At 65.4% G+C, this 22,736-nt stretch carries 20 protein-coding genes and 2 tRNA genes; 14 read left to right on the top strand and 8 right to left on the bottom strand.

From position 1 onward, the window contains the following. The first annotated feature begins 47 nt into the window (after nucleotides 1–47). The 5 genes from rbfA to tyrS are packed head-to-tail and all read left to right on the top strand — an operon-like array spanning nucleotide 48 to nucleotide 4,602. Nucleotides 48–446 carry a 30S ribosome-binding factor RbfA gene (gene rbfA / locus N675_RS09190; protein WP_038039077.1) on the top strand — a complete coding sequence of 133 codons (399 nt, stop codon included), beginning with the start codon at nucleotides 48–50 and terminating at the stop codon, nucleotides 444–446. Further along, nucleotides 439–1,500, top strand: a complete 1,062-nt coding sequence (locus tag N675_RS09185; protein ID WP_051914514.1) for a DHH family phosphoesterase — start codon at nucleotides 439–441, stop codon at nucleotides 1,498–1,500. Before rbfA ends, N675_RS09185 begins: the two co-directional genes overlap by 8 nt. Further along, nucleotides 1,469–2,359, top strand: coding sequence for a tRNA pseudouridine(55) synthase TruB (truB, locus tag N675_RS09180; protein ID WP_038039076.1), 891 nt, complete (start codon nucleotides 1,469–1,471; stop codon nucleotides 2,357–2,359). The genes N675_RS09185 and truB overlap by 32 nt, the downstream gene beginning before the upstream one ends. Nucleotides 2,360–2,380: 21 nt before the next feature. Further along, nucleotides 2,381–3,379, top strand: coding sequence for a bifunctional riboflavin kinase/FAD synthetase (locus N675_RS09175; protein WP_051914513.1), 999 nt, complete (start codon nucleotides 2,381–2,383; stop codon nucleotides 3,377–3,379). A gap of 5 nt (nucleotides 3,380–3,384) precedes the next feature. Next, complete coding sequence (gene tyrS, locus N675_RS09170) at nucleotides 3,385–4,602, top strand: tyrosine--tRNA ligase (RefSeq protein WP_038039706.1); 1,218 nt, start codon at nucleotides 3,385–3,387, stop codon at nucleotides 4,600–4,602. A gap of 152 nt (nucleotides 4,603–4,754) precedes the next feature. On the opposite strand, the gene N675_RS09165 is transcribed toward tyrS, so the two are convergent. Next, nucleotides 4,755–6,380, bottom strand: a complete 1,626-nt coding sequence (locus N675_RS09165) for a DUF5671 domain-containing protein (RefSeq protein WP_038039075.1) — start codon at nucleotides 6,378–6,380, stop codon at nucleotides 4,755–4,757. A gap of 15 nt (nucleotides 6,381–6,395) precedes the next feature. After that, a complete protein-coding gene (locus N675_RS09160) occupies nucleotides 6,396–6,887 on the bottom strand; it encodes a hypothetical protein (protein WP_081887039.1) in 492 nt (163 codons plus the stop codon). A 442-nt stretch (nucleotides 6,888–7,329) separates the two neighbouring features. On the opposite strand from N675_RS09160, the gene N675_RS09150 reads away from it, so the two are divergent. The 5 genes from N675_RS09150 (at nucleotide 7,330) to N675_RS09130 (ending at nucleotide 12,876) form a co-directional block, all read left to right on the top strand. After that, nucleotides 7,330–7,402, top strand: a tRNA-Pro gene (locus N675_RS09150). An 11-nt stretch (nucleotides 7,403–7,413) separates the two neighbouring features. Further along, nucleotides 7,414–7,486: transfer RNA gene (locus N675_RS09145), tRNA-Gly, on the top strand. 824 nt (nucleotides 7,487–8,310) lie between these two features. Continuing rightward, nucleotides 8,311–9,612: a sigma-70 family RNA polymerase sigma factor gene (locus N675_RS13720; RefSeq protein ID WP_051914512.1), complete on the top strand. Its 1,302-nt coding sequence runs from the start codon at nucleotides 8,311–8,313 to the stop codon at nucleotides 9,610–9,612. A gap of 140 nt (nucleotides 9,613–9,752) precedes the next feature. Then, nucleotides 9,753–11,138 carry a hypothetical protein gene (locus tag N675_RS14360; RefSeq protein ID WP_038039072.1) on the top strand — a complete coding sequence of 462 codons (1,386 nt, stop codon included), beginning with the start codon at nucleotides 9,753–9,755 and terminating at the stop codon, nucleotides 11,136–11,138. A gap of 76 nt (nucleotides 11,139–11,214) precedes the next feature. Further along, nucleotides 11,215–12,876 carry a DUF11 domain-containing protein gene (locus N675_RS09130; protein ID WP_038039071.1) on the top strand — a complete coding sequence of 554 codons (1,662 nt, stop codon included), beginning with the start codon at nucleotides 11,215–11,217 and terminating at the stop codon, nucleotides 12,874–12,876. 325 nt (nucleotides 12,877–13,201) lie between these two features. Here the strand turns inward: N675_RS09130 and N675_RS09125 are convergent, their stop codons facing one another. Then, complete coding sequence (locus tag N675_RS09125) at nucleotides 13,202–13,411, bottom strand: TOBE domain-containing protein (RefSeq protein ID WP_038039070.1); 210 nt, start codon at nucleotides 13,409–13,411, stop codon at nucleotides 13,202–13,204. A gap of 192 nt (nucleotides 13,412–13,603) precedes the next feature. On the opposite strand from N675_RS09125, the gene N675_RS13715 reads away from it, so the two are divergent. From N675_RS13715 to N675_RS09105, 4 genes are read left to right on the top strand one after another with little or no spacing between them, the layout of a single operon-like run. Further along, nucleotides 13,604–14,116 (top strand): MarR family winged helix-turn-helix transcriptional regulator, encoded by a 513-nt coding sequence (locus N675_RS13715; RefSeq protein ID WP_051914511.1) that lies wholly within the window; start codon nucleotides 13,604–13,606, stop codon nucleotides 14,114–14,116. Nucleotides 14,117–14,138: 22 nt separating this feature from the next. After that, complete coding sequence (locus N675_RS09115; RefSeq protein WP_081886972.1) at nucleotides 14,139–16,196, top strand: MDR family MFS transporter; 2,058 nt, start codon at nucleotides 14,139–14,141, stop codon at nucleotides 16,194–16,196. Nucleotides 16,197–16,228: 32 nt separating this feature from the next. Then, complete coding sequence (locus tag N675_RS14470) at nucleotides 16,229–16,714, top strand: hypothetical protein (protein ID WP_038039069.1); 486 nt, start codon at nucleotides 16,229–16,231, stop codon at nucleotides 16,712–16,714. Then, nucleotides 16,711–16,983 carry a hypothetical protein gene (locus N675_RS09105; RefSeq protein WP_038039068.1) on the top strand — a complete coding sequence of 91 codons (273 nt, stop codon included), beginning with the start codon at nucleotides 16,711–16,713 and terminating at the stop codon, nucleotides 16,981–16,983. Before N675_RS14470 ends, N675_RS09105 begins: the two co-directional genes overlap by 4 nt. Before the next feature lie 351 nt (nucleotides 16,984–17,334). On the opposite strand, the gene N675_RS09100 is transcribed toward N675_RS09105, so the two are convergent. From N675_RS09100 to N675_RS09080, 5 genes are read right to left on the bottom strand one after another with little or no spacing between them, the layout of a single operon-like run. Further along, entirely contained in the window at nucleotides 17,335–18,069 is a 735-nt protein-coding gene (locus tag N675_RS09100) for an ABC transporter ATP-binding protein (RefSeq protein ID WP_038039067.1), read from the bottom strand. A gap of 1 nt (nucleotide 18,070) precedes the next feature. Beyond that, a complete protein-coding gene (locus tag N675_RS09095; RefSeq protein WP_038039065.1) occupies nucleotides 18,071–18,814 on the bottom strand; it encodes an ABC transporter ATP-binding protein in 744 nt (247 codons plus the stop codon). Further along, on the bottom strand, nucleotides 18,814–19,812 hold the full coding sequence (locus tag N675_RS09090; protein ID WP_038039063.1) for a branched-chain amino acid ABC transporter permease: 999 nt from the start codon (nucleotides 19,810–19,812) through the stop codon (nucleotides 18,814–18,816). Before N675_RS09090 ends, N675_RS09095 begins: the two co-directional genes overlap by 1 nt. Then, nucleotides 19,809–20,699, bottom strand: a complete 891-nt coding sequence (locus N675_RS09085; RefSeq protein ID WP_038039062.1) for a branched-chain amino acid ABC transporter permease — start codon at nucleotides 20,697–20,699, stop codon at nucleotides 19,809–19,811. The genes N675_RS09090 and N675_RS09085 overlap by 4 nt, the downstream gene beginning before the upstream one ends. Nucleotides 20,700–20,717: 18 nt before the next feature. Beyond that, nucleotides 20,718–22,079: an amino acid ABC transporter substrate-binding protein gene (locus N675_RS09080; protein WP_038039061.1), complete on the bottom strand. Its 1,362-nt coding sequence runs from the start codon at nucleotides 22,077–22,079 to the stop codon at nucleotides 20,718–20,720. Nucleotides 22,080–22,736: the final 657 nt, after the last annotated feature.

Here is a 22,736-nt window from a genome sequence, read left to right as displayed (position 1 = left end):
GCACCAGTGTCCAGCTGGTACACCGGATGTCGTAAGGAGGCGAAGCGATGAGCGCCTATCGACAACAGCGCATTGCCGAATTCTTACGCGATGAAATTAGTGAGATTATCCGGCGCGAGATGCGGGATCCTCGACTCGGGTTCATCAGCATTACCCGAGTCGAGGTCAGCCCTGACCTGCGATATGCCAAAGTCTTCACCTCAGTCTTTGGCAGTCCTGAAGAACAAGAGGCGGCGATTACGGCGCTCAACGGCGCGAGCGGCTTCATCCGGCGGCTGCTCAAGCCGCGCATGCACACTCGTCACATCCCAGAGCTGCGCTTCCGGCTCGATCGTTCAATGGAGTATGCCGAGCAGGTCGCCCGCGCGTTGAACGCGCTGCATGGCCAGCTACACCCGGAGGAGGCGACAACACCGAACGCAGAGGACGAGCACGGCAATGCCTGATCTGATCGCGCCATTCTCACGCGAAAACGCGCAGCGTGCATGGCAGCTGCTGGCGCACAGCGCGGGTGTGCTCATTGCTACCCACGCGAACCCCGACGCAGACGCTGTCGCCTCGACGCTGGCGCTACACCTGGTGCTGCGTCAGCACGGGGTGCAGACGATACCAACCATTGGCGATGGGCGCTTGCCGCCAGCGCTTGCCTTCCTCCCCGACAGTAGCGAACTTGCCGTGCTTTCGCCGACAGAAGACAGCACACCACCCGCTGACTGCATCGCCCTCGTTGATTGCGCCGATCCGTCACGCCTTGGCCCGCTCTATCGCGCTGCTCCGCAATGGTTCGATGGTCGCGTTCCGCTCATCAACATCGACCACCACGTCACCAACACACGGTTTGGACTCGTGAACCTGGTCGATCCAGAGGCTGCGGCGACGACCGAAGTCCTCGCGGAGTGGCTCATCCTCCTTGAGGAGCCGATCACACCACCACTGGCAACGTGCTTGCTCAGCGGCATCTACGGCGACACGCTCAGCTTGCAAACATCCAGCACGCGGCCACAGACGCTCCGGCTCGTGGCAACGTTGCTTGAACGCGGCGCGGACCTGGAGCGCGTCGTTGCCGCGTTATTCCGCAGCAAGCCCTACTCAACAGTTCGGCTGTGGGGCTTGGCCTTGAGCCGGGCACAGCTACGGCCGCCGATTATCTGGACAGAAATTACGCCGGAGATGCTGGCCGAGAGCGGTGCGACGCCGGCCGAGGGAGAGGGCATCGTCAATTTCTTGCTCGGCGTCGATCAGACGCTCGTCGCCGTGATGTTCTACCAGCAACCTGAGAACTGGCGCGTAAGCATCCGCTCGGCGAGCGAGCAGATCGATGTCGCAGCCATCGCCGCCCAATTCGGCGGAGGTGGACACAGCCGAGCCGCTGGATGCCGCCTTCCCCCTGGGCCAGCGTCGCGTGACGCGTTCCTCGAGGCAGTCGCCATGGCCGTTGCTGATCAGTTGCAGCGCACGGGAAGTCCCTATGCCATCGCTGAGCGGCCTGCTGATCCTTGATAAGCCGCGCGGCTGGACATCACACGACGCCGTGGCCTGGCTCCGGCGCCGGGTGAAGACGCGCCAGGTCGGGCATGCCGGGACGCTCGACCCAGCGGCCGAAGGCGTCTTAGTCGTTGCGGTCGGCAGTGCAACGCGGCTCTTGCCGTACCTGCAAGAAGCCGACAAGCAATATGTCGCGCACGTTGTGCTGGGCGTCGAAACGACGACGGACGATCTCGAGGGCGAGATCACCGCGATCACGGAGGCAACGCCTCCGAGCCAAGCTGACGTCGAGGCGACGCTGCAGCGGTTCCAGGGAGAGATTGTGCAGGTTCCGCCGCGGTTTTCGGCCATCAAAGTCGACGGCACGCCGCTCTATCGGCGAGCCCGCGCAGGACAGGACGTGTCTGCACCACCGCGCCGGGTAACGATCAGCAGACTGTCGTTGCTTTTCTATCACTACCCCGACCTGGTGGTTGTCGTCGACTGCAGCAAAGGCACATATGTGCGCTCACTGGCGCGCGACATTGGCGCAGCGCTTGGGACGGGGGGATACCTCCACGGTCTCGTTCGTACCCGCGTCGGCCGGTTTACGCTGGCGCAAGCGTGGACGATCGATGAACTCGAGGCTGGGTTATCGCCGGAGACCTGGAGCCTCTTTGCGCTGCCACCAGAAGATGCCCTCAGCGCTGGCCCGGCGCTCATCCTGTCGGAGCAGGACGAGGCAGCATGGTATCATGGGTCGCCGGTGCGGCTTTCGGCACCCGCTGTGCCCGATCTGCTTGCCCGGGTCTATACCCACGATGGTTACTGGGCCGGCCTGGCCCGACCAGCGAGCACGGGACGGTGGCGCCCCGTTCTTGTAACGGGACAGTGAAACGAGCGGAGCAACAGGCGCATGACGGAGCAAGTCCTCAGCGAGCTGAGCGCCCTGAATGGTCGGCGCTTTGTCCTGACGATCGGCAACTTCGATGGCGTGCACCGCGGTCACCAGTACTTGCTGGAACGCCTGGTGACTGCGGCGCGAGAAGCGCAGGCCGCAAGCGTCGCCTTGACGTTTGACCCGCTCCCCGGCGAGGTGCTTCGCCCTGAGGCAGCACCGCCCCGCCTCTGCACGACGGAGCAACGGGTCAACGTGATTCTCAGCTGCGGCGTCGATCTCGTCGTCGTCGAGCCATTCACCCGTGAATTCGCCCAACAGGAGCCAGAAGCGTTCGTCGACCACCTCTGCGCGCTTGGGCTGGCTGGATTCGTCGTGGGCGACGATTTCCATTTTGGACACAATCGCCGTGGTACGCCAGCATTGTTGCAACAGCTGAGTGAACGCTATGGCTTTCGCGTCACCATTGTCTCGCGCATCACCACCGACCATACGCCACTGAGCAGCACGGCAATCCGCCAGGCCATCGCGGCCGGCGACGTGGCAACAGCCGCGGCCTTGCTCGGCCGGCCGTACGTGCTCTCAGGCACCGTCGTTGAAGGGCGACGGCGTGGGCGGCTCCTCGGCTTTCCAACAGCCAACCTCGCGCTCCCAGCACGCCTGGCCGTACCGGCTGACGGGATCTATGCCGCACGCGTCGCCATTGATACCGATCCAACATTGCTCGACGCCTTGGTCTACATCGGCGTGCGACCGACGTTCCACGAAGAAATGCGCACCATCGAGGTCTACCTCCTCGACCGCGATATCGTGCTCTATGGGAAGACCGTGCACGTGCTCTTCGTCGAGCGACTCCGTGGCGACCAGGCTTTTGAGAGCGTCGATGCACTCATTGAGCAGATGCAGCGGGACGAGCAAGCTGGCCGGGCTGCGCTCGCCGCACTGCCTGCCGATTGGCCGCCACCATTGACGTGGACGCTGCTGAACCAGCCGAAAGGGGTGAAGCATCGCCCATGAACACGATGCCACGCCACAACCGTGAAGCCGCGGTCGATCGCTTGCTCACGCGCGGCGTTGTCGATGTCATTGCACGTGACAGCCTGCGCCGCAAACTGCTTGGCGATCGGCCAATCCGCGTCAAGTACGGCGTCGATCCAAGCCGACCGGATATCCACCTCGGGCATTATGTGTGCTTCCGCAAGCTCCGCGAGTTCCAGGAGCTTGGCCATCACGTTGTGGTGATTGTCGGCGATTGGACAGCGCGGATCGGTGACCCATCCGGTCGTTCGTCACAGCGCACGATGCTGAGCGAAGAGGAAGTGCGCGCTAACGCCCAGACCTACCTTGATCAATTCTTCAAAGTTGTCGACGTGAGCCGAACAGAGATTACCTGGCAGAGTCGCTGGTTCGACCGGTTCACGCTCGCCGACGTCATCCACCTGACGGCGAAATACACGGTAGCCAAGATGCTCGACCGCGACGATTTTGCGCGCCGCTACGCTGAAGGCTCGCCGATCGCCATCACCGAACTGCTCTACCCGCTGCTGCAGGCATACGACTCGGTAGCAATCCAGGCCGATGTGGAAATCGGTGGCACAGACCAGACCTTCAACCTGCTTGTCGGCCGCGACATCCAGCGCGAATACGGCCAAGAGCCACAGGACATCCTGACAGTCCCCCTGCTCGTCGGCACCGATGGCACGCTGAAGATGAGCAAGAGTTATGGCAACTACATCGGCGTGACCGAGCCGCCTGAGGAGATGTTCGGTAAACTGATGTCGATCCCTGACCACCTCATCGGCGACTACCTGCGGCTGCTGACTGACATTCCTGAGGAGCGTATTGACGCCTGGCTAGCAGGCATGGAACGCGGGGAAATCAACCCGCGTGACGTCAAAGAGCAGCTGGCACTGACTGTCGTCCGTGACCTGCATAGTCCGGAAGCGGCCGAGCAAGCCCGGGAGCACTTCGACCGCCTCTTCCGCCGTCATGAGCTTCCCGAGACGCTGCCAGACGTGCTGGTCGACCCCGAGCAACGGCTGGTGACGCTGCTAGTGCAGGCTGGCATGGCAGGCAGCAACAACGAGGCGCGGCGGCTGATCCAGCAGGGTGGTGTGCGGCTGGACGGGCAACGCGTCGACGATCCCGAACACATCGTCCAACTCACCCGGCCAGTCGTCCTCCAGGTCGGCAAGCGGCGCTTTGCCCGACTCGTGCCACGCGAAGCAGCGACCACCTAAACGACAGCGAGTGCGTCGCACCGAACCGGAGCTCGCCGGCGCGCGGAACCGCCTGCACGCTGAGGCTGACCCAGCAGGGCGCCAAGCCGGTCTCGTCGGTCAGTTGCATCATGGCTATCACGCTACTCAGCGTCGTCCACTGTTAGGCGAGCCTACCTGCGTTCAAGCTGTGCCCCCGGTGGAAGATGTGCTGCAAGCTCCTGCACAACGCCCTCAGGATCGCTGCCAGGCGGCAGACGGAGCACAAGGCGCACCGTCGCGCCAGCCGCTGGCGCGGCCCCAGCCTCGCGCAGATCGCGTCGTAAGACCTGGCCATGGTAGGCAAGCACCATGAGGGCAACAAGCATGATTCCCAAGGCCGGCGCGCTGCTCGTCAGGGCAACCGCTGCGCTCTCAGCGCCGAGCAGCCAGCTCAGCAGGCGCGCAAGCACCGACGCAGCTGACCCGAGCAGCGCAAGGACACTCACGCCGAGCGTCGCGTAGAGATAGGCCCGGCGACTCAGGCTACTCCGCTCTCCGGATGGATCGCGGGCCCAGCTTGCAAGGATCGCGCGCCAGAAGACGAGCCAGGCGCCGCTGCCGGAGCCCGCCACTGCCAGACCGAAAGCCAAATCACGTCGCCAACTCCCAACCGGCTGGCTGACAAGCAGCGCGAAGAGTGCATCGACCAGCAGACTCACCATGCGGCTGAGCCCGAGTCCAGCAAAGAGCAAGGCAACAAACGCCGACCCGTAGCGCAGCACGCGACCGGCATTCGTGAACCAGTCTGTGCCGGCCGGCTGAAGAGTGGCGTTCACCGCCGCCTCATGGCGCAGCACTGCACGGTGGTACCACCAGACCAGCAAGGCCGGTAGCAGCCAGGTAAGCGGCTGCAGTATCTGCCGAGTCCGAGCAACGGTGTCGCCATCCGAAACACCCACGATCCAGCCCAACGCGACCTGGAGCACAACCGTGAGCGCGGCAAGCAGCGTTGCGAGGCTGGCAAAGACGACGACGGTGAGATAGCCCCAGTGGATGGCCGAACGCCGTTGGTCAGCTGGCGCTGCGTCGAGTGTGCCCTGGAGCACTGCCGGCCAGTGCAGCCCCCACGCCACGAGCCCACTGACGGAAAGCGCAAGCGCGCGTGACACAGCGGTGTGCAACGACCCGACGAGCACGGTCGCCGGGAGAACGGCATCGAGCGCGGCACGCAGGAGCAACGCGACGCCGACCACCAGCAAGGTCAGCCCAGTGCCCGTTGCGCTATACCAGTAGAGTTGCGGGATCCACGCTGCAGCCCCCCGCCGCTCGGCTAACTGGCAGTCGATGCGGAGCCACCGGCGATGGAACCACCACACGCCACCGCTGACGAGGAGTGCCGGCACGCCGTCCTGCACAAGCGGCGCAACGTCACTGACACCCTCCGCACCGAGCATGGCACGCAGGAGCGCAGCGAGCACGGCGACGGCACTCCGGATCCAGGTTGAGAAGGTCACGGCTAACACAACGGCCTGGTACAAGGCTCGGACAACTGACCGCCGCTCTGCAGGCTCACGCGCGCTGATGCGTTCGATCCAGCTCCAGTGCAGTGCCCACACCGGCAGGCCGACGAGCACCAGGGCAAGGCTGACGCCAAGCTGTTGGCGCCAAACGGTGCCGCCAGCGAAGAGCACGACGCCTGTCGCAGCATCCCACACCGCGAGCACGAGTTGCCGCAGGAGCAGGACAGCACCAGTCGCCCAGACAGCCAGGCTCACGCCAGCAACGACAGAGAGGTAGAGGCGACGGACATGTCCCATGTTTCCTCCCGCCGCTCAGAAGAAGAACGCCAGTTCATCGATCTTCCAGGCATCATCTTCACGAACGAGCCTGAGGGTACGGGTAGAGCTTACCGGCCCGCCGCTCACGTTCGGGAACGGAAAACCGATGTCGACCTGTGGTGAACTCCGCTCAATGAGGAGCGTCACCGTAGCATGATCAGCACGGCGCTCGACTGAACCAAGGCGAATCCGGGATTCGCGGAGAGACTGACGAGCCATGTGCAGCATGTCCTCAACCCGAAAAAACGGATCGCGCTCGCGGCGTTCAAGCTCGCTTCGCGCATCCGTCGACAGCAGAGCGAGCACGCGCTCGCGCTCGGCCGAGCGGAGCGCTTCCAGGTAGGCCAGCACGGTTGCCTCGGGTGAATCTGAGGGAAACGGAGGCGGAGGCTGTCGCTCAGCAAGCAGCACGACGACGATCGTGGCGGCCGCGAGCACAAGGAGCGCCAGCCCTGTCAGCACAACGAGGCGATTCGCATGCGTCATGTCGACTCTCACACTGATCGTTCCGTTCCGGCAGGCAAGCACAGAAAGGGGAATACACGCGGGGTGCAGAGCCCTCCTCCTTGAGGACGGCCCGTGCCGTGTGCAGACTCGGTAAAGGCGCCCGGCTGGGAGAGCTCCGCCTCATGTACGGCAAGGATACACGGCCACGATATACCGGAACAATCCCGCAGCGTGGCATAGCTGGCCGGAAACGGGAACGCCGGCACAGCGACGAGCCAGAGCAGGGCAGGCAAGAGCTGAGCCAGCCACAGCTCCAGACGATCGAGCGAGCAGCAATGGGAACGGGAACTGCGTCACTGGGGCACTCGCAGGACGCCCCCGCTATTCACGGGGAGTAGCGAGGCGTCACATGGCGGAGCAGGGGGCAGGGACGTGCACGATGACGGCGATTCTGCTATACTATGGGGTGCAAATGACGGATCGGGGTGTGGCGCAGTTGGTAGCGCGCGGCGTTTGGGACGCTGAGGTCGGAGGTTCGAGTCCTCTCACCCCGACCGGTTTTGTTGCGGGAGTAACTCAGTTGGCAGAGTGCCGGCCTTCCAAGCCGGTTGTCGCGGGTTCGAATCCCGTCTCCCGCTCTGCATCTCGCCTCATGACTATCCTCCTTTCTGCTGTCAGTTGACAGCAGAAACGGCCGGGTATCGCGAGGCCGGGAGCCTCGTTGCCCCGCTTTACTCTACAGCCACGCGCGCGTTTACCCCACAGCTACGCTCGCGCCTCTGCCGTGAGCGCCAAACCGCCGGGATTGCCGTACTGTTCCCACGCCAACGGAGCCCCCTCGTTAGATCACAGGCAAGACGGTCGAGCCCGAGGGCGAGTACTGCTCCCGCTCCGACGGAGCCCTCATTCGACGACCGGAACGAGACGGTTCTGGAGGAGAAGGCGCACTGGCACCATCCAGCAAGCTGAACGTCGCCCCCCGCGACAGGGAACCCTGACCGTATGCAGCACGCGGCGGCATCGTGTGGGAATGGACGACGCACGCCGCATGCCCACCGTTGCTGCTTGAGGACGTCACCACCCAGTCCCTCGCCAGGACAGCGAGGCAGCGAGCAACCACGAACAACGCAGCACGCCTCACCGCAACACAGTGGGCGCGAGCAGTATCCACTGCGGCGACGTTGCTGCAGGAGCAGGCGGGTGACTGTTCTGGCTCCAGAAGACGTTTCCGCCAGAGCTGTCCAGCCTGAGGGTGGAGTGCAATGCGCGACGCGTTCTGGTTCCAGGAAACGCTTACGCTAGAGCGGAAGGCTCATCCTGTGAGAAACAGGCAGGGGTCTGCGTGGAATACACAGCGGGGTGGTTTATCCGCCCCTCTGACTCGCGTCCCTGGCGTGGGTATGCTACGATCGCTGCCAAGAATTTTCCATGGGGAGTCAGGACTGGGCGTGGGTACCGTGCCATGACAACGGAGATCGCGCTTGCCCCAACTGATGATGAACTCGTGTACCGCTTCTCACACGGTGACGACAACGCGTTCGTCACGCTCTATGAACGGTATGTCGACCGGATCTATGACTTTACGGCCCGGCTGCTCGGCGACCGCGAGGCAGCGGCTGATGCGACCCAGGAGACATTCCTCAAAGCCCTGACGGCGTTGCGCGAGCGCCCACCGCAGGGTGGCGTGCGTCCATGGCTCTTCACGATTGCCCGGAACGTGGCGATCGACCAGCTGCGCCGCCGGCGGACAACGCCGCTGTCGGCGCTGCGCACGCCGGAGGGAGACGAGTGGCAACCGGCCCAGCTGAGCAGCGGGGCTGGTGATGACCCTGAGGCTGCTGCGTCGCAAGCTGAGCTCGCGGCCCTCGTCTGGCAGGCAGCCCGTGGGCTGAACCCGGCTGACTATGCCTTGCTCGATCTCAGCGTGCGGCAAGGCCTTTCGCCCGAGGAAATCGCGCAGGCAACCGGCGCAAGCCGCGGCAGCATCCACACGCGCCTGAGCCGCCTTCGCGACGCCCTTGAGGAGAGTCTCACCACGCTCATCCTGGCCAAGCGTGGACGCGCCGACTGCCCCGCCCTTGCGTCCTTGCTGGCCGGCTACACCCTTCCGGCTGACTTAACGCCAGCATTGCGGCGAGCCGTTGCGCGTCATGCCAACCAGTGCGAGGTTTGCCAGCGTAACCGCCGCCGCTACGCGACCGCAGTTGAACTCCTCCCGGCGCTTGTGCCCATTGTGCCAAGTCCAGCCTTGCGAGAGACACTGCGCGAGCGGGTCACGCAGGCAATGCGGCCCGCAACTGCGCCAGCAACACCATCCTCGGCGCCGTCTCGCGCCGGTCACTGGTTGACCAGCACGGCGTTGGGGAAAGTCGTGATCGGGACGGTTGCCCTCGTCGCCTTGACCGCGCTCGGCGTGGCTGGAGCGCTCTGGGGCACCGTTGACGTTTCCCTCCAGACTGCTAACTGTCCGCCGCTTGAGTTGCGCTTTGGCGGGGCTGGTGATCTTGTAGCGCGAGCAACCGGGTTACCAACCGTGCTGGAGCCAGGTCAGCCGGTGCACTGGCACCTGCCGCTTGGCACACTGCGTACGACGGTAACGCCGGCTGCAGCCGACCTGGCCATCGACGGGGTACCCGTCCAGATCCGCATTGACGTCGATCTTGCGCAGGTCCTGTGGGACGGGCAGGAATTGCTCGGCCAGGGGACGCGCCACCTGCCCCTGGCGCGCGGTTCGACGCATACATTGACGCTCGTTTGCCGATAACACGTGTAAGGAATCACGCAGCTCACGCGTTGTATCGGGAGAACGGGATGCGCACCGCACGGTGACGCACCCGGAGCCGCAAGACCGCTGATCGTTGCCGACGGTGCTCGTGTCTGGGTGCGTCATGAAAGGAGTGGGACGTGCGAATCCTGTTTTCTCCTCGACCGTTTTGGCTGATTGCGCTGCTCGTGAGTGCACTTGTGCTGGCAGCGTGTAGCGGCTGGCTTGCTGGGCAGCCAGCATCCCCGACGCCATCGCCGACCCCGACGATCCCCTTACCAACTCCCGGGGCAAGCAGTGGCAACACGTGGTGCCCGGCTGGAACAGTCCAGGTGGCACAAGGTGTCGGCAACGGCCAAGCGCTGACTCCGCGCCCTGCCTTGCTCACGACCCTCGGTAACCCGTCATACTACAGCCAGATCAACCTGAGCGTTATGTCAGGATCGACCTGGTATCTCCATACCTTCACCGTCAGTGCACCTACGACGCCACTCGCCGGTATCCTGCACATCTCGGCACGCCCTCCAGCCTCCCCAGCGTCACAGGACGATCGAACCAAGCTGTACAGTGGGGCAACGCCGACGCAACTCGGGCAGTTTCAGTTCGGCACGAGCGGGAGCACGGCAGGCGTCATGCCCAATGCCTGGACGCCGAGCAATTATCCGAACTTTGTCCCCTTCTCCTACGTGTTCAGCGCATCGCAGCTCAGCACGATCCTCGCTGCAGGCGTGCTGGACGTCGCGATCGGCGATGATACCCAGGTGCAACTGATCCAGCTTCTGCTGTGCCTTCCCGCGCCAACACCGACCCCGACACTGACGCCGACTGCAACACCAACGCCCAAACCGCCCCTCACCGCTGTGCCAGCGACAGTGACCGGGCCGACAACCGCCCTCGACACCGAGCCGACGCCAACCCCGACCCCGATCAAGAAGGGGACGGTGGTCAGTGGCGGCCTGACCCCCGTGCCGTTGCCGAGTCCAACGCCGACCCCGACGATCGTGAAGCAGCCAACGGTGATCGTGGGTGTCACCGTCGTCCCCGTTGCCACCCCCACACCAACGCCGATGCCGACGGCTACGCCAACGGTCGCCCCGACAGCAACGCCGCAGCCAACACCAACGCCGCAGCCGACGGCCACGCCCACCAGCGGATGCGACCTCGTGGTCGATAAGCTCATGCAGCCGACCACGCAACCAGGACTCTACGCGGTGATCATTGTGGTGCACAACGCTGGTTCAGGGCCCTGCCCCGTTGGCACCCAGATCAGTGACAACCCGACGCCGCCCGGATCAATGACGTTCGGTGGGCCACTCGTCTTCACCCCAGCGGGAGCAGCATCCGACTGGTCATGCAGTGGCAATAGCTGCACGGCAGTGAATCCGCTGCCTGCTGGGTACAGCGTGACCATCAGCTTCTCGGCGACGGTGACCCAGAAGCCCGCACGGAACTGTGCGCAGGGCATCGTGCCACAGAATGCTGACCTGAACCCGAAGAACAACCTGCAGTGCGTCACCGTGCAGTAGCAGAGCGGAAGTCCAACTGCTCCGGTGTCGCTCGACGTGTGCAGAAGCTCGATGTGTGTCGAAGGAGGATAGCGTGATGCAAGCTCGCGTTCGCCCGACCATCGTCTCGAGCATGTTGCTTGCGCTTGTGCTCATACTTGCGGCGTGCAAGGGGAACCTGACCCCAGTCGCGACCGCAGTGCTCCCCACAAAAGTTCCGCAGACGCCGATTTCGTTGACCCCCGGCAACCCAGGAACCGGAACGGCCTTTCAGTGTCCGGCTCCTGGCATGGTGAAGACGTATACGGCGGGTGCAGATGATCAGTTCGCTGCGAGCCCTGACCCTGCCCCATCGCCCCGCCCAGCGTTCGTGAGCGCGGTGGGTAATCCGCCGCAAACAGGGTTCGATGGCACCGTACCGAACCAGCATCTCCTGCATTCGTTCACCGGCTTACCAAGCGGCGGGCTCATCGTGGCAGCGCAACTCGAAACACGCGTGAAGCCGCTGAGTGGTGAGCCAGAGAACGACGGTCTGGCCCTCTCTAGCGGGGCAACCCCAGCCCTCGTCTATCAGACGCGCATCGGCACAGCCGGCAGCATCACTGGGCTGCTCCCAAACCCGTGGAATTCATCGAACTACCCCACACCGCAGCTGCTCACCGTGACGCTCAATCCAAGCGTGGTCGCAGCGATGAACAGCTCTGGTGTTCTCGACGTCCAGATCGAGGACGACACGAGCGTCGACTACCTCACGCTCCGGCTGTGCCTGCATGAGCAGCTGCCGACACCGACCGGGTCAACCGGGGGCGGACCGATGCCCGCGACGGCTGTTCCCGTCACGGTCGTGCCCGCGACGGCGGTACCGGCAACAGTAGTGCCACCGACGCCCATCCCGACAAAGGGGCCCAATCCGACAGCACCAGTTGGCACGCCGCCTCCATCGACACACTGCGACCTGCAAATCACCAAGACGATCGATTCTACAAGCACACCTGGCGTCTTTGTGATCACCGTCACTGTGACGAACGTTGGCTCGGGGCAATGTCCATCGGGTGAAACGGTCAATGACCCACAGCCAACCGGCATGGCCTATGCCTCAGCCCCCAGCGTGACGGAATCGGGCGGCACCGCCGGGTGGAGCTGCACGCCAACCTGGCAATGCATGGCAGCCAATCCGCTCCCACCAGGCTATAGCGCGACTTTCACCCTGACGGCGCAGGCCAAGCCAGGGACGCAGAACTGCGCGACGGTGTCTGATGTTGCTGACAATACCCCACAGAACAATCACGCCTGCGCGACCGTACCAGCCGGGCAACCACCGGCAACCCCAACGATCGCGCCGACGCCGACGCAGCAGGCAGTGTTCTGCCAGTATCGCTTAGCCAAGCAGGTGGTCCTGACAGATGGCGGCAATCCTGCCAAGCCAACACAGTCCGGGCACCCAGCCAAGGTGACTATCACCCTCACCAATGCTGGGCCGGCTGGCTGCACCACCCCGTGGACAACGCTCACTATCAGCGACAGCCAGCCGAGCGGCATGACGTTCAGCGGGCCGTTTAGCGCCAGCCTGAGCGGCTGGTCCTGCAGCTTCAGCGGGGGGCAGGTGCTCTGCAACGGGCCAGCGCTGGCGCCTGGGCAGAGCGTCACCGTGACGTTCAATGCCACCGTCACTGGTCAATTGGGCAGCGCTGACGTGCGCAATTGCGCCGGGGCGAAGCCCATGCAGATCGAAGCCTGCACCGTGCCGGAAATCCCCTAACGCGCGCCTTCCTGCCCGCGTCCAGGGCGGCGCATTGCAGTCGCCCTGGACGTGTCCCTGCCCGTTTGCCGCAACACGCGCCAGCCCTGGCCGCCTTCCGTCACTCTCGCTGGCCTCAGCCGGCACAACGACACAGCCGGGCACGGCAGACGGTCGCGCACCGGCCGCTCAGCTATAGACCAGGTCACGCCACAGTCAACACCATGCTATGCAACGCGAGCAGGAACAGTCAGCTGGCGGCGACGGCCGGGCCCTCAGCTTCATGGCTGGCAAGGCCACACCGCCATGTGCTAGGGCACGCCGGCTGGAACGTGCGGCCAGAGGCTTACTCGGCCGCGATCATGACCTCGGTCGACTTGATGATGGCCACGACCGCCATGCCCGGCGCCAGACCAAGCTGCTCGGCCGACTCGCGGGTAATGACCGACACCAGCTCCTGCCCGTTGCCGATGTCGAGCACGACCTCGCTTACGACCGTCCCGTGCTTGACCGCCTTGACCGTTCCGCGAAGCTGGTTGCGTGCGCTGATCCGCATGGTTCCCCCTTCCCGTAGCTCTCTACCATTGCCTCGTCACGCCTCAGGATACCATGTCGCTGCTGCCCTTACCGGCGAATTTGTGAACAGACCGACAATTCCTGCTGATCCGTTCATATCTTTTGGTGTCAGCAAATCCCTTGACACAATCGAAGCATTGCAGTATCCTCTCCTGCCATGGAAGGAGGCGCGATGGTGCCGATGACACCACTCATCACTGAAGTCTTAACCCTCGCCCGGGCACTGGCACGGGTGGCTGGGCCACGCGCGCTGCCGAAGCTGGCCGCGCTCGACCTCACCATGGCGCAATTGAAGCTGCTGATCCTCCTGGCAGGCATCGGCCAGGCGACGGTCAGTGAGCTGGCGAGCCGCCTGCAGGTGAGCGCGCCGACGGCAAGCCACCTGGTCGACAAGCTCGTGCAGGCAGGGCTTGCCCAGCGGACGGAAGATCCGCACGACCGACGGCGAACGATCGTGACGCTGACACGCGAGGGCGAAGAGTTGCATCACCAGTTGCGCGACTGGGCGCATGGTGAGCAGTTCCGGCTCTGGCTCGAGCAGCTCACGGCGGAGGAGCTGGAGGCGCTGGCAACCGGCTTGCGGGCGTTGGTTCGCGTCGCGGGCGTAGATGTGAATCAGATCGCATGTGCACAGCAGGAGATAGTGACTCCGGTTGTGGATCCGATTGCTCAGGCGTCGGCATAGGAAGGGAAGGAGGGATCGACTCGTGGCACAGGCAGTTGCACCGACGTCACGCCAGGCGGCTGGCGCGGCCCCGGTGCAATCACTGCGAGCAAGCGTCAGCCGAGAACGGCTCATCCTGATCATCGCGGGTGTGCTGCTCGGCATGCTGCTTAGCTCACTGGATCAAACCGTCGTCGGCACGGCGATGCCGCGTATTATCGCCGAGCTGAACGGGTTAAACCATTACTCGTGGGTCTTTACCGCCTACATGCTCGCCTCGACCGTTTCCATTCCGATTTACGGCAAGCTGTCGGATATTTACGGCCGACGCATCTTCTTCCTCGGGGGCATGATCATCTTCATGCTGGGGTCAGCGTTGTGCGGCCAGGCCCACAGCATGACCCAGCTGATCCTCTTCCGCGGGCTGCAGGGCCTGGGCGCCGGCGCAATGATGCCGATCGCGATCGCAATCATCGGCGACATCTTCCCGCCCGCTGAACGCGGCAAGTGGCAGGGACTGACGATGGCCGTCTTCGGCCTGTCGACCATCGTCGGGCCGTCGCTCGGTGGCTGGCTGACCGACCACTGGGGCTGGCGGTGGGTCTTCTACGTCAACATGCCGGTGGGCGTGCTGGCCGTCATCACCGCCGGCATCGCGCTCCCTGGCCAGGTGCGGCGCATTGAGCACACGATCGACGTGCTTGGGGCCATTACCCTCATCGCTGGCGCGGTGCCGCTGCTCCTCGGCTTCTCCTGGGCCGGAACCGAATACCCGTGGGGCTCGTGGCAGGTGCTGACCTGCTTCGCCATCGCGGTCGTCATGCTCAGCCTCTGCCTGTTCGTCGTCGAGCCCCGCGCGGCTGAGCCGATCATCACCCCGCGGCTCTTCCTGAATCGCATCTTCGCGATTAGCACGCTTGCGTCCTTCCTGGTCAGCGCGGGAATGTTCGGCGCGATTATGTACATCCCGCTCTTCCTGCAGGCTGTCGTCGGCAAGTCGGCGACGAACTCAGGCACGCTGCTGACGCCGATGATGCTCGGCTTCATGGTGAGCAGCATCGTCGGTGGGCAAATCCTGGCCCGCACTGGGAAGTACAAGATCCTGGCGCTGGCTGGGCTGGCGATCGCGACCGTTGGCAACATCCTGCTCTGGCGGATGCCGGTCGACGCGACCGCGGGCATGGTCATCCGCAACATGATCGTGGTCGGTCTCGGCATCGGCGTGCTGATGAGCCTCTTCACGATCGTTGTCCAGAACGCGTTCCCGTTGCAGAAGCTCGGTGAAGTGACGGCGAACCTGCAGTTCTTCCGCTCGATCGGCGGCACGATCGGCGTGGCCGTGCTCGGCACGCTGATGACCAACCGCTTCCAGCACGAGATCAACAACCGGCTGCCAGCGGCCCTCAAGACGATGATCCCCGCCGACCGGCTGCACCTGCTGACGCAGAATCCGCAGGCGCTCCAGTCGCCAGAAGCGGCGCGGCAAATCCAGCAGGCGTTTGCGGCGTTTGGCCCGCAGGGGCTGCAGCTCTACACCCAGTTCATGCAGGCGCTGCGCGAAAGCCTCTCGGTCGCCATCACCAGCCTGTTCCTGATCAGCGCGATCGCGATGGTGCTGAGCTTCGTCACGACGCTCTTCCTGCCGGAGATTCCGCTGCGGCGGACGCACGGCGCAAGCACTGCTGGGCTCGGCGAAGGCGGGGTGCCAGCTGACGGCATGTCCGCCGAGGCGCCGGCGGTTCCGGCACGGCGGGACGGGCGCGCCGCTGCACTGCTCGGGCTGACGCTGGCCCTGATCGCACGTGAAGCCAAGCAGCCGAACCCCGACCCTGACTTGGTTGAGGCACTTGCCACGCTCGCTGATGGCCAGCTGCCGCCGACGGCCAGCCCGGTCGAACGCGCGCGACACGTTGCCGAAGAACTCCTTGAGCCAGCGGCGGTGACGCTGCTCCTGCGCTACGCGTCACCGCAGGCCGTGAACGGCAACGGGAATGCCCATGAGGCGGGTTCATTCAACGGGAACGGCGTGACGGTGAACGGCGCGAACGCCACGAGCGCCGTGTTCATGACGCAGCCACTGCGCGAACCAACGCGTGAGTAACGGAAGGCAAGTGAGGGGAAAGGAGGCAGGATATGGCACGACGACGTCCGGTCGCGATCGGCCGACACCTCTGGGGCATCGCGGCGAGCCTCGTGACAGGGCTGGCGGGTGCCTGGCTGATGGTCGCACCGTTTGCGATCGGCTATCAGAACGGCGGGAGCTGGACGGACGCGACGAAGAACGACTTCTGGACCGGCCTTGCTGTGGTGATCCTGTCGGTCATCGGGATCGTCCTGTTCTCGCTCTCGGTGGTCGGCGAGCTGCGCGCGGCCGGCGTGCTGAAGCCACGGCCGCAGCCAGTGCCGCAGATGCCGGCCTGGGTTGGCCAGCCAGCTGCGGCTGCGCCCCAGCCGGCGGCGCCAGCGGCCGCGGGTTCGCCCTACCACGACGAGCTTGAGCGGACGATGGCGCTGCTGGCCACGACGCTCGCCGCCGAACTGGCTGAGCGCCGCCAGGCCCGCTCGGGCAGCAACAGCCAGCAACCGGTGACCACCCAGATCGGAGGGCAGCAAGGATGAAGACGCGATTGCTCTCACCAGGCATCATCACCCTCGTGCTGACGCTCGCCGCGGGGATCTGGATGATCATTGCCCCGGCCGCACTCAATACCCAGCCCCGTGGCGCGCACTGGACGCATGCGACGATTAACGACGTCGTCGTCGGCGGCGTCCTGATCGCGGCATCGCTCATCGGCATTGCCCTGCACATCGGGCTCGGGCTCCGCGCACTGATTCAGGCTGCTGAGCTGGAAGCGAGCGAGGCTGACTCCACAGCAGCCACTGCCTAACGCCCAACCGCTCTGCTCCACGCGTCGTGCACCTGGTAACCCACACCAGGTGCACGGCCTTTTGTGTGCCAGGCGTGACCGCTGGAGCGCCGTCAACCGCGAGAACGTAGCCGTTCCCACCGGCCTACTCAGGTAGGGCATGGCGGACATTGAATGGCGCGCTGTCAACCGTGCGAACACGCCCGTTCCCACCCGGCGCTCCCGGCTGGCCAGTCGGCGCTGATCCTGGCCAGCAGCGCTGGGCTCGCGCTGCCCTCGAGGCTGCGCGCGATGGCGCCACGGCCAGTGCGTGAGCCGCTCGCCACTATGGCGGCGTCAGCAGCTAGCGCGTGTGCGGTTCGGCGAGGCCCCCTAGGTGGGGAGCACGCCGAGATAGGCCTGCTGGACGTGTGGGTTGGCGCGGAGCTGAGCGGTCTCGCCTTCCAGCACAATCCGGCCGGTCTCAAGGACGTAGCCGTACTGGGCAACTGCCAGCGCGTTCGTCACTGCCTGCTCGACGAGGAGGATGGTCACCCCCTGCTCGGCAATGGCGCGGATGACGGCAAACATATCGGCGACGACCCGCGGCGCGAGGCCGAGCGAGGGCTCGTCGAGCAAGAGCACGCGTGGCTCGGCCATCATGCCCCGGCCGAGGGCGACCATCTGCTGCTCGCCGCCCGAGAGCGTGCCAGCCAGCTGCCGCCGACGCTCAGCAAGGCGCGGGAAGAGCGTGTAGACGCGCTCAAGGTTCTGGGGAATCCGCGCCCGTAGGTGTGGCCGATAAGCCCCCAGGAGCAGGTTCTCCTCGACCGTCATGCGCGGCCAGAGCTGCCGCCCCTCCGGCACGAGGACGATGCCGCGGTCGACGCGCTCGTGCGGCGGCAGACGGGTGATGTCCTGGCCGTCAAACGTCAGCGTGCCTCCCCACGCGGGGAGGAGGCCGGCGATGACGCGGAGCGTGGTCGTCTTGCCGGCGCCGTTGGGGCCAAGGAGCGCCGTGACCTGCCCGCCGCGCACTGCCAGCGACACGCCCCAGAGCACTTGCGTCTCGCCGTAGCCCGCAGCGATGTCCGTGAGGCTGAGCAACGGCACGGTGGTGGCGTTCATCTTAGCCCTGCCCATCAACTGGCTGACCAAGATAGGCCTCGATCACCGCCGGGTCGCGCTGCACCTGCTCGGGCGTCCCCTCAGCGATCTTTTGCCCCCCATCGAGGGCGACAACGCGGTCGCTCACGGCCATGACCGCGCGCATATTATGTTCAATGTACAGCACCGTCACCCCTTCCTGGGCGCGGATACGGCGGATGACGTCGAGAATGGTGGCGAGCTCCTGCTCGGTCAGCCCACCGCCGATCTCGTCAAGCAGCAGCAGACGTGGCTGTGCCGCCAGCGCCCGTGCCAGCTCCAGCCGCTTCTGGTTGCCGACGGAGAGGCCATCAGCTGGCGCACGCGCGAGGTCAGCCAGGCCGACGAACGCGAGGCTCTCCATGGCCCGGCGATGGGCATCGCGGCTGCCGGCTCGGCCGAAGGCAGCGGCGGCCAGCACATTGTCGAAGACGGTCATCGACCGGAAGGGCCGTGGAATCTGGTGCGTGCGCACAATGCCACGCGCGACCCGCTGCTGGATCGCCAGGCGCGTCACGTCGTGCCCTTCGAACAGGATCCGCCCGCGCGTGGGACGCAGCGCACCGGCGATCATCGAGAACAGCGTGGTTTTGCCGGCGCCGTTGGGGCCAATGAGGCCGAGGATTTCGCCGGGGAAGACGTCGAGCGAGACATCGCGCACCGCGACGAGGCCCCCGAAGACCCGCGTGACCTGCTCAACGCGGAGGAGTGGCGCGAGGCGTAGCATCAGCTCCCCCTCCCACGACCGGCACTGAGGCGGCGCTGCACGCGACGCGCGAGGCCAACAAGCCCGCCCGGCTCAAAGAGGATAATGAGGATGAGCAGGATGCCATACAGCAGCAGGTGGATCTGGGGGAAGCGGGCGATCAGCTGCTCCTGGACGATGCCGTAGATCAAGCCGCCGAAGACCGGCCCCCAGAGTGTTCCTAACCCGCCAATGACCGGCATGAGCAGGATGGCCACGCCCGTCTGGAAGGCGAAGACGCCCCCGGGGTGGATGAAAGCAGCATAGCGCGCAAACACGCCGCCCGCGATGCCAGTGAGCAGCGCGGCGAGCGCGTGGGCGATGAGCTTCCAGCGGAAGGGGTCGATGCCAACCGCCGCCGCCGCATCCTGGTCATCGCGCACGGCCCGCATCGCCAGCCCGGCACGCGTCCGCGCGAGCACGAGCGTCAGCGCCAGCGCGCCGAGCGCGACGAGTAGGGCAACGTAGTAGTGCTCGAGCTGGTTGAACGGCCGGCGCTCGACGACCCGGAACCCACTGGCGCCCCCTGTCAGCTTGAGGTTGTTGGCAATCACGCGCACCGTCTCACTGACGCCAATGGTCGCGATGGCAAAGTACGGGCCACGCAGGCGGAAGGCCGGCACGCCGATGACCAGCGAGGCCAGCGCGGCCAGCACGCCGCCAGCAAGATAGGCGAGGTAGGGGTGGAGGCTGGCGCGCGTGATCAGCAGCGCGGTGGTGTAGGCGCCGAGGCCGTAGAAGACGGCAAAGCCGAAGGAGACCTGGCCGGTGAAGCCGCCGAGAATGTTCCAGGCGATGCTCGTGATGACCCAGACGTAGGCGATGAAGAGCAGGCGGATCGTGTTCGGATCACCACGGAGCAGGGGGATGACTGCCCCAGCCACACCGGCCAGCACCATCGGCGCAGCCTGCCGCACCCACGACTGCCAGGAGACGCCAACAGCGGCGGGCGCGACCGCCTGCGACTTCGTCGAACTCATAGGCGCCTCCGCCAGGCAAAGAGGCTCGGCAGCCCGCCGGGCAACACCAGCAAGGCCACGACCAGCAGGCCAAACGAGAGCGCGAGCTGATAGCCAGCGGGGATGACGAGCACGCTGAACGTCTCAAGCAGGGCCAGGACAAGCCCGCCCAGGGCCACCCCCGCAAACGATTCCAATCCCCCGAGCACGATGATCACGAATGAGCGCAGCAGGAACGGCCCACCAAAGTCGGGGTTGAACGAGTAGAGCGTGGCGAGCAGCCCCCCAGCCAGCCCGGAGAAAGCCGTACTCGCGCCGAACGCGAGCATCGCCGTGCGCCCGACGTCGATGCCGACGATGCGGCTGGCCTGCCGGTTCTGCGTCAGGGCACGCACCGCCCGGCCGAACCACGTGCGCCCAAGCACGAGGTGGAGCACCGCCAGGCCGACCAGCGCGACCAGGAAGACCAGCACGCGCACGACTGGCAGCGTCACCGGCCCCAGCCGGATCGTCTGGAGCGTGCGCGGCGTGAGGATCGCCTGGTCTTGCGTCCCCCAGAGAAGGTAGCCGATGTTCTGGAGCACGAGCCACACGCCGAACAGCAGCAGGAGCGACGGCAACGTCGGCTCATCGCTCGTCGGCACGTGCCGCACCAGCAGCCAGTACACCCCCATGCCGACGAGCCAGAGCACGCCAGCGGTCACAATGGCCCCGAGCAAGGGGTCGAGCCCGAGCCGGCGAAAGGCCTCGAGCGTCAGGTACGCGCCGAGCATCATGAAGCCGGCATGCGCCAGGTTCACCAGCTTCATGACGCCATAGGCCAGCGCCAGCCCGTAGGACATGATGGCGTAGACGCCCGCCAGGAGTAGGGCCGCGACCAGCAGGTTGACAAACTGCGCCGCACTCACCGTGTCACGTCCCTAGTACTACGAGCGCGGGATCGGCGCCACGGGATCACCCGTCGCCGAGTCCTGCGGGTAGACGATGTCGACCTTGCCGCCCGGCTTGTTCTGCACAATGACGAACGGGGTCTTCACCTGCCCGTTCTGCTGGAACTTCAATTCCTGCCCGGGCAGCAAGGACGGCTTGAGATCGACCTGGCGCAGCGCATCGCGGATCGCTTTGTGGTCGAGCGAGCCAGCCTGCTCGATCGCGGCCGCGAGCGCGCGTACGGCTTCATAGGCCGGCGCGGCATACCAGGAGTCCGGCGCATGGCCCGTGAAAGCGGTGTAGTCTTGCACGAACTGCTTCACCTGAGGGTAGGGGAGGCTCGACGACCACCAGATACCGGCGAAGATGTAGTTCACCGCATCACCAAGGGCCTTGCGCGCGTCGGCTTCCGGCCCACGTGCGCCGTAGCTGATCATCTGATGGTGCAGGCCAAGCTGCGTGTACTGCCGCTGCATGGTGATATAGTCCGGCAGGTGAGCATCGGAGAGGAAGATGTCAGCATTGGCCGCTTGCACCTTCTGGAGCAGGCCGGAGAAGTCCGTGCTGTTGAGTTCGAACTTCTCGTTCAGGACGACGGTGAAGTAGCCGGGGTGCTCCTTGATCCACTGCTGGATGCCGTTGACGTAGTCGACGCCGTGATCGGTGTTCTCAACGACCAGCGCGATCTTGAGCCCCTTCTGGAGCTTGCCCTGATCGACGAGCCAGCCGAGGAACTGCATCGTGGTATAGCCCAGCTGATCGACCGGGCTGAGCGTCCCAAAGATCCACTGGTACCCCTGGGCAAAGATGGAGCTGGCCGCGGCACCGGGCGTGATCCAGACGGTTTGATAGCGGTCAGCCATCACCGACTCCGCTTGCCCAAGCGCCGTCGAGTAGCCGCCGATCACCGCGACCACCTTATCGGAACTCATCGCCCGTTCGACAAGCGACGCCGACTTCGCCTGATCCGACCCATCGTCGTAGAAGACGATCTGGATCGGCAGCTTCTTGCCCAGGCTCTTGACCATGACGCCGCCCTGGTCGTTGATCTGCTTGACGGCGAGCTCGATACCTTCTTTCTGGTACTGCCCAGGCTTCGCCTCGCTCCCGGTAATCGGCAGGACGACGCCGATCTTGATCACGTCACCGCTTGCTGCCTGGCCGCCGGAGCTCGTCGTGCTCGCCGCAGCTGGGGTGGTCGCCGTTGTCGCCGACGTCGCCTTGGTCGGCGACGCAGCACTCCCAGCGGCGCCGGTGGCCGGAGTCGGCGTTGCCGCGCCACCGCAGGCCGCAACCACCAGACCAAGCGCGCAGAGCAAGCCAACCAGTGACAGCCGCAGACGCTGCCGCCGCATCATCCTGTGTGCTCCCTCCTCACGTCCGAACGCTTCTGCCTCGCAACCGCGGTCGTCGCAGACTACGGCGCAGTATACAGGCAGCGTTCTCGTTTGGTCAAACGTGCACCACGAATGCCTCGCCGCGACGCGCAACCACGGAGCGCGAGCACAGGGAAGCGCGCCAGCCGTGCCACTCCCCTCGCCAGGCACAGCGGCCCGCAGCACGCGCTGCAGCGAACGGTCGAGATCCTTGCCCCTCCTCGTGCCCAGTGCGGCGCGGCCCGCAGCCGTGACCGCAGACGGCAGCGCGGTCGCGTCCGGTGCGCCGCGAGCAGTGGCCAGAGGGCACGTGGCAGTCGAGCACGCGGCGCCGTCACCGTGCAGCACGCCGCGTGTCGCACGCGTGACGCACATCGCTTCGGCATGGAAGCCACAAGCACGCTGTTGCGTGCATCATGCCGCGTATTGCCCACGTGGCACGCACCTCGCCCGCGCCATCACCTGCCGCCATGAACGCACGTGCAGCACAGCACAGGCCGTGCCCGTGGTACGCACAGCCCCTGGCCATCGCGTTCAGAACCGCCCTGTGGCCTGCGGGCATGCGGGCAGCAGCGCACCCGTTCCACGGCGCCCCGGTGACGCGCTGCCGGAGCGGGGCACTGGGCTGCTCAGGTGCGC

This window comes from Thermorudis peleae (assembly GCF_000744775.1).
In the GTDB taxonomy this organism is placed as follows: Bacteria; Chloroflexota; Chloroflexia; order Thermomicrobiales; family Thermomicrobiaceae; genus Thermorudis; species Thermorudis peleae.
The sequence above is the reverse complement of the archived record's forward strand: the minus strand, read 5'-3'. Positions and strand labels throughout refer to the sequence as shown.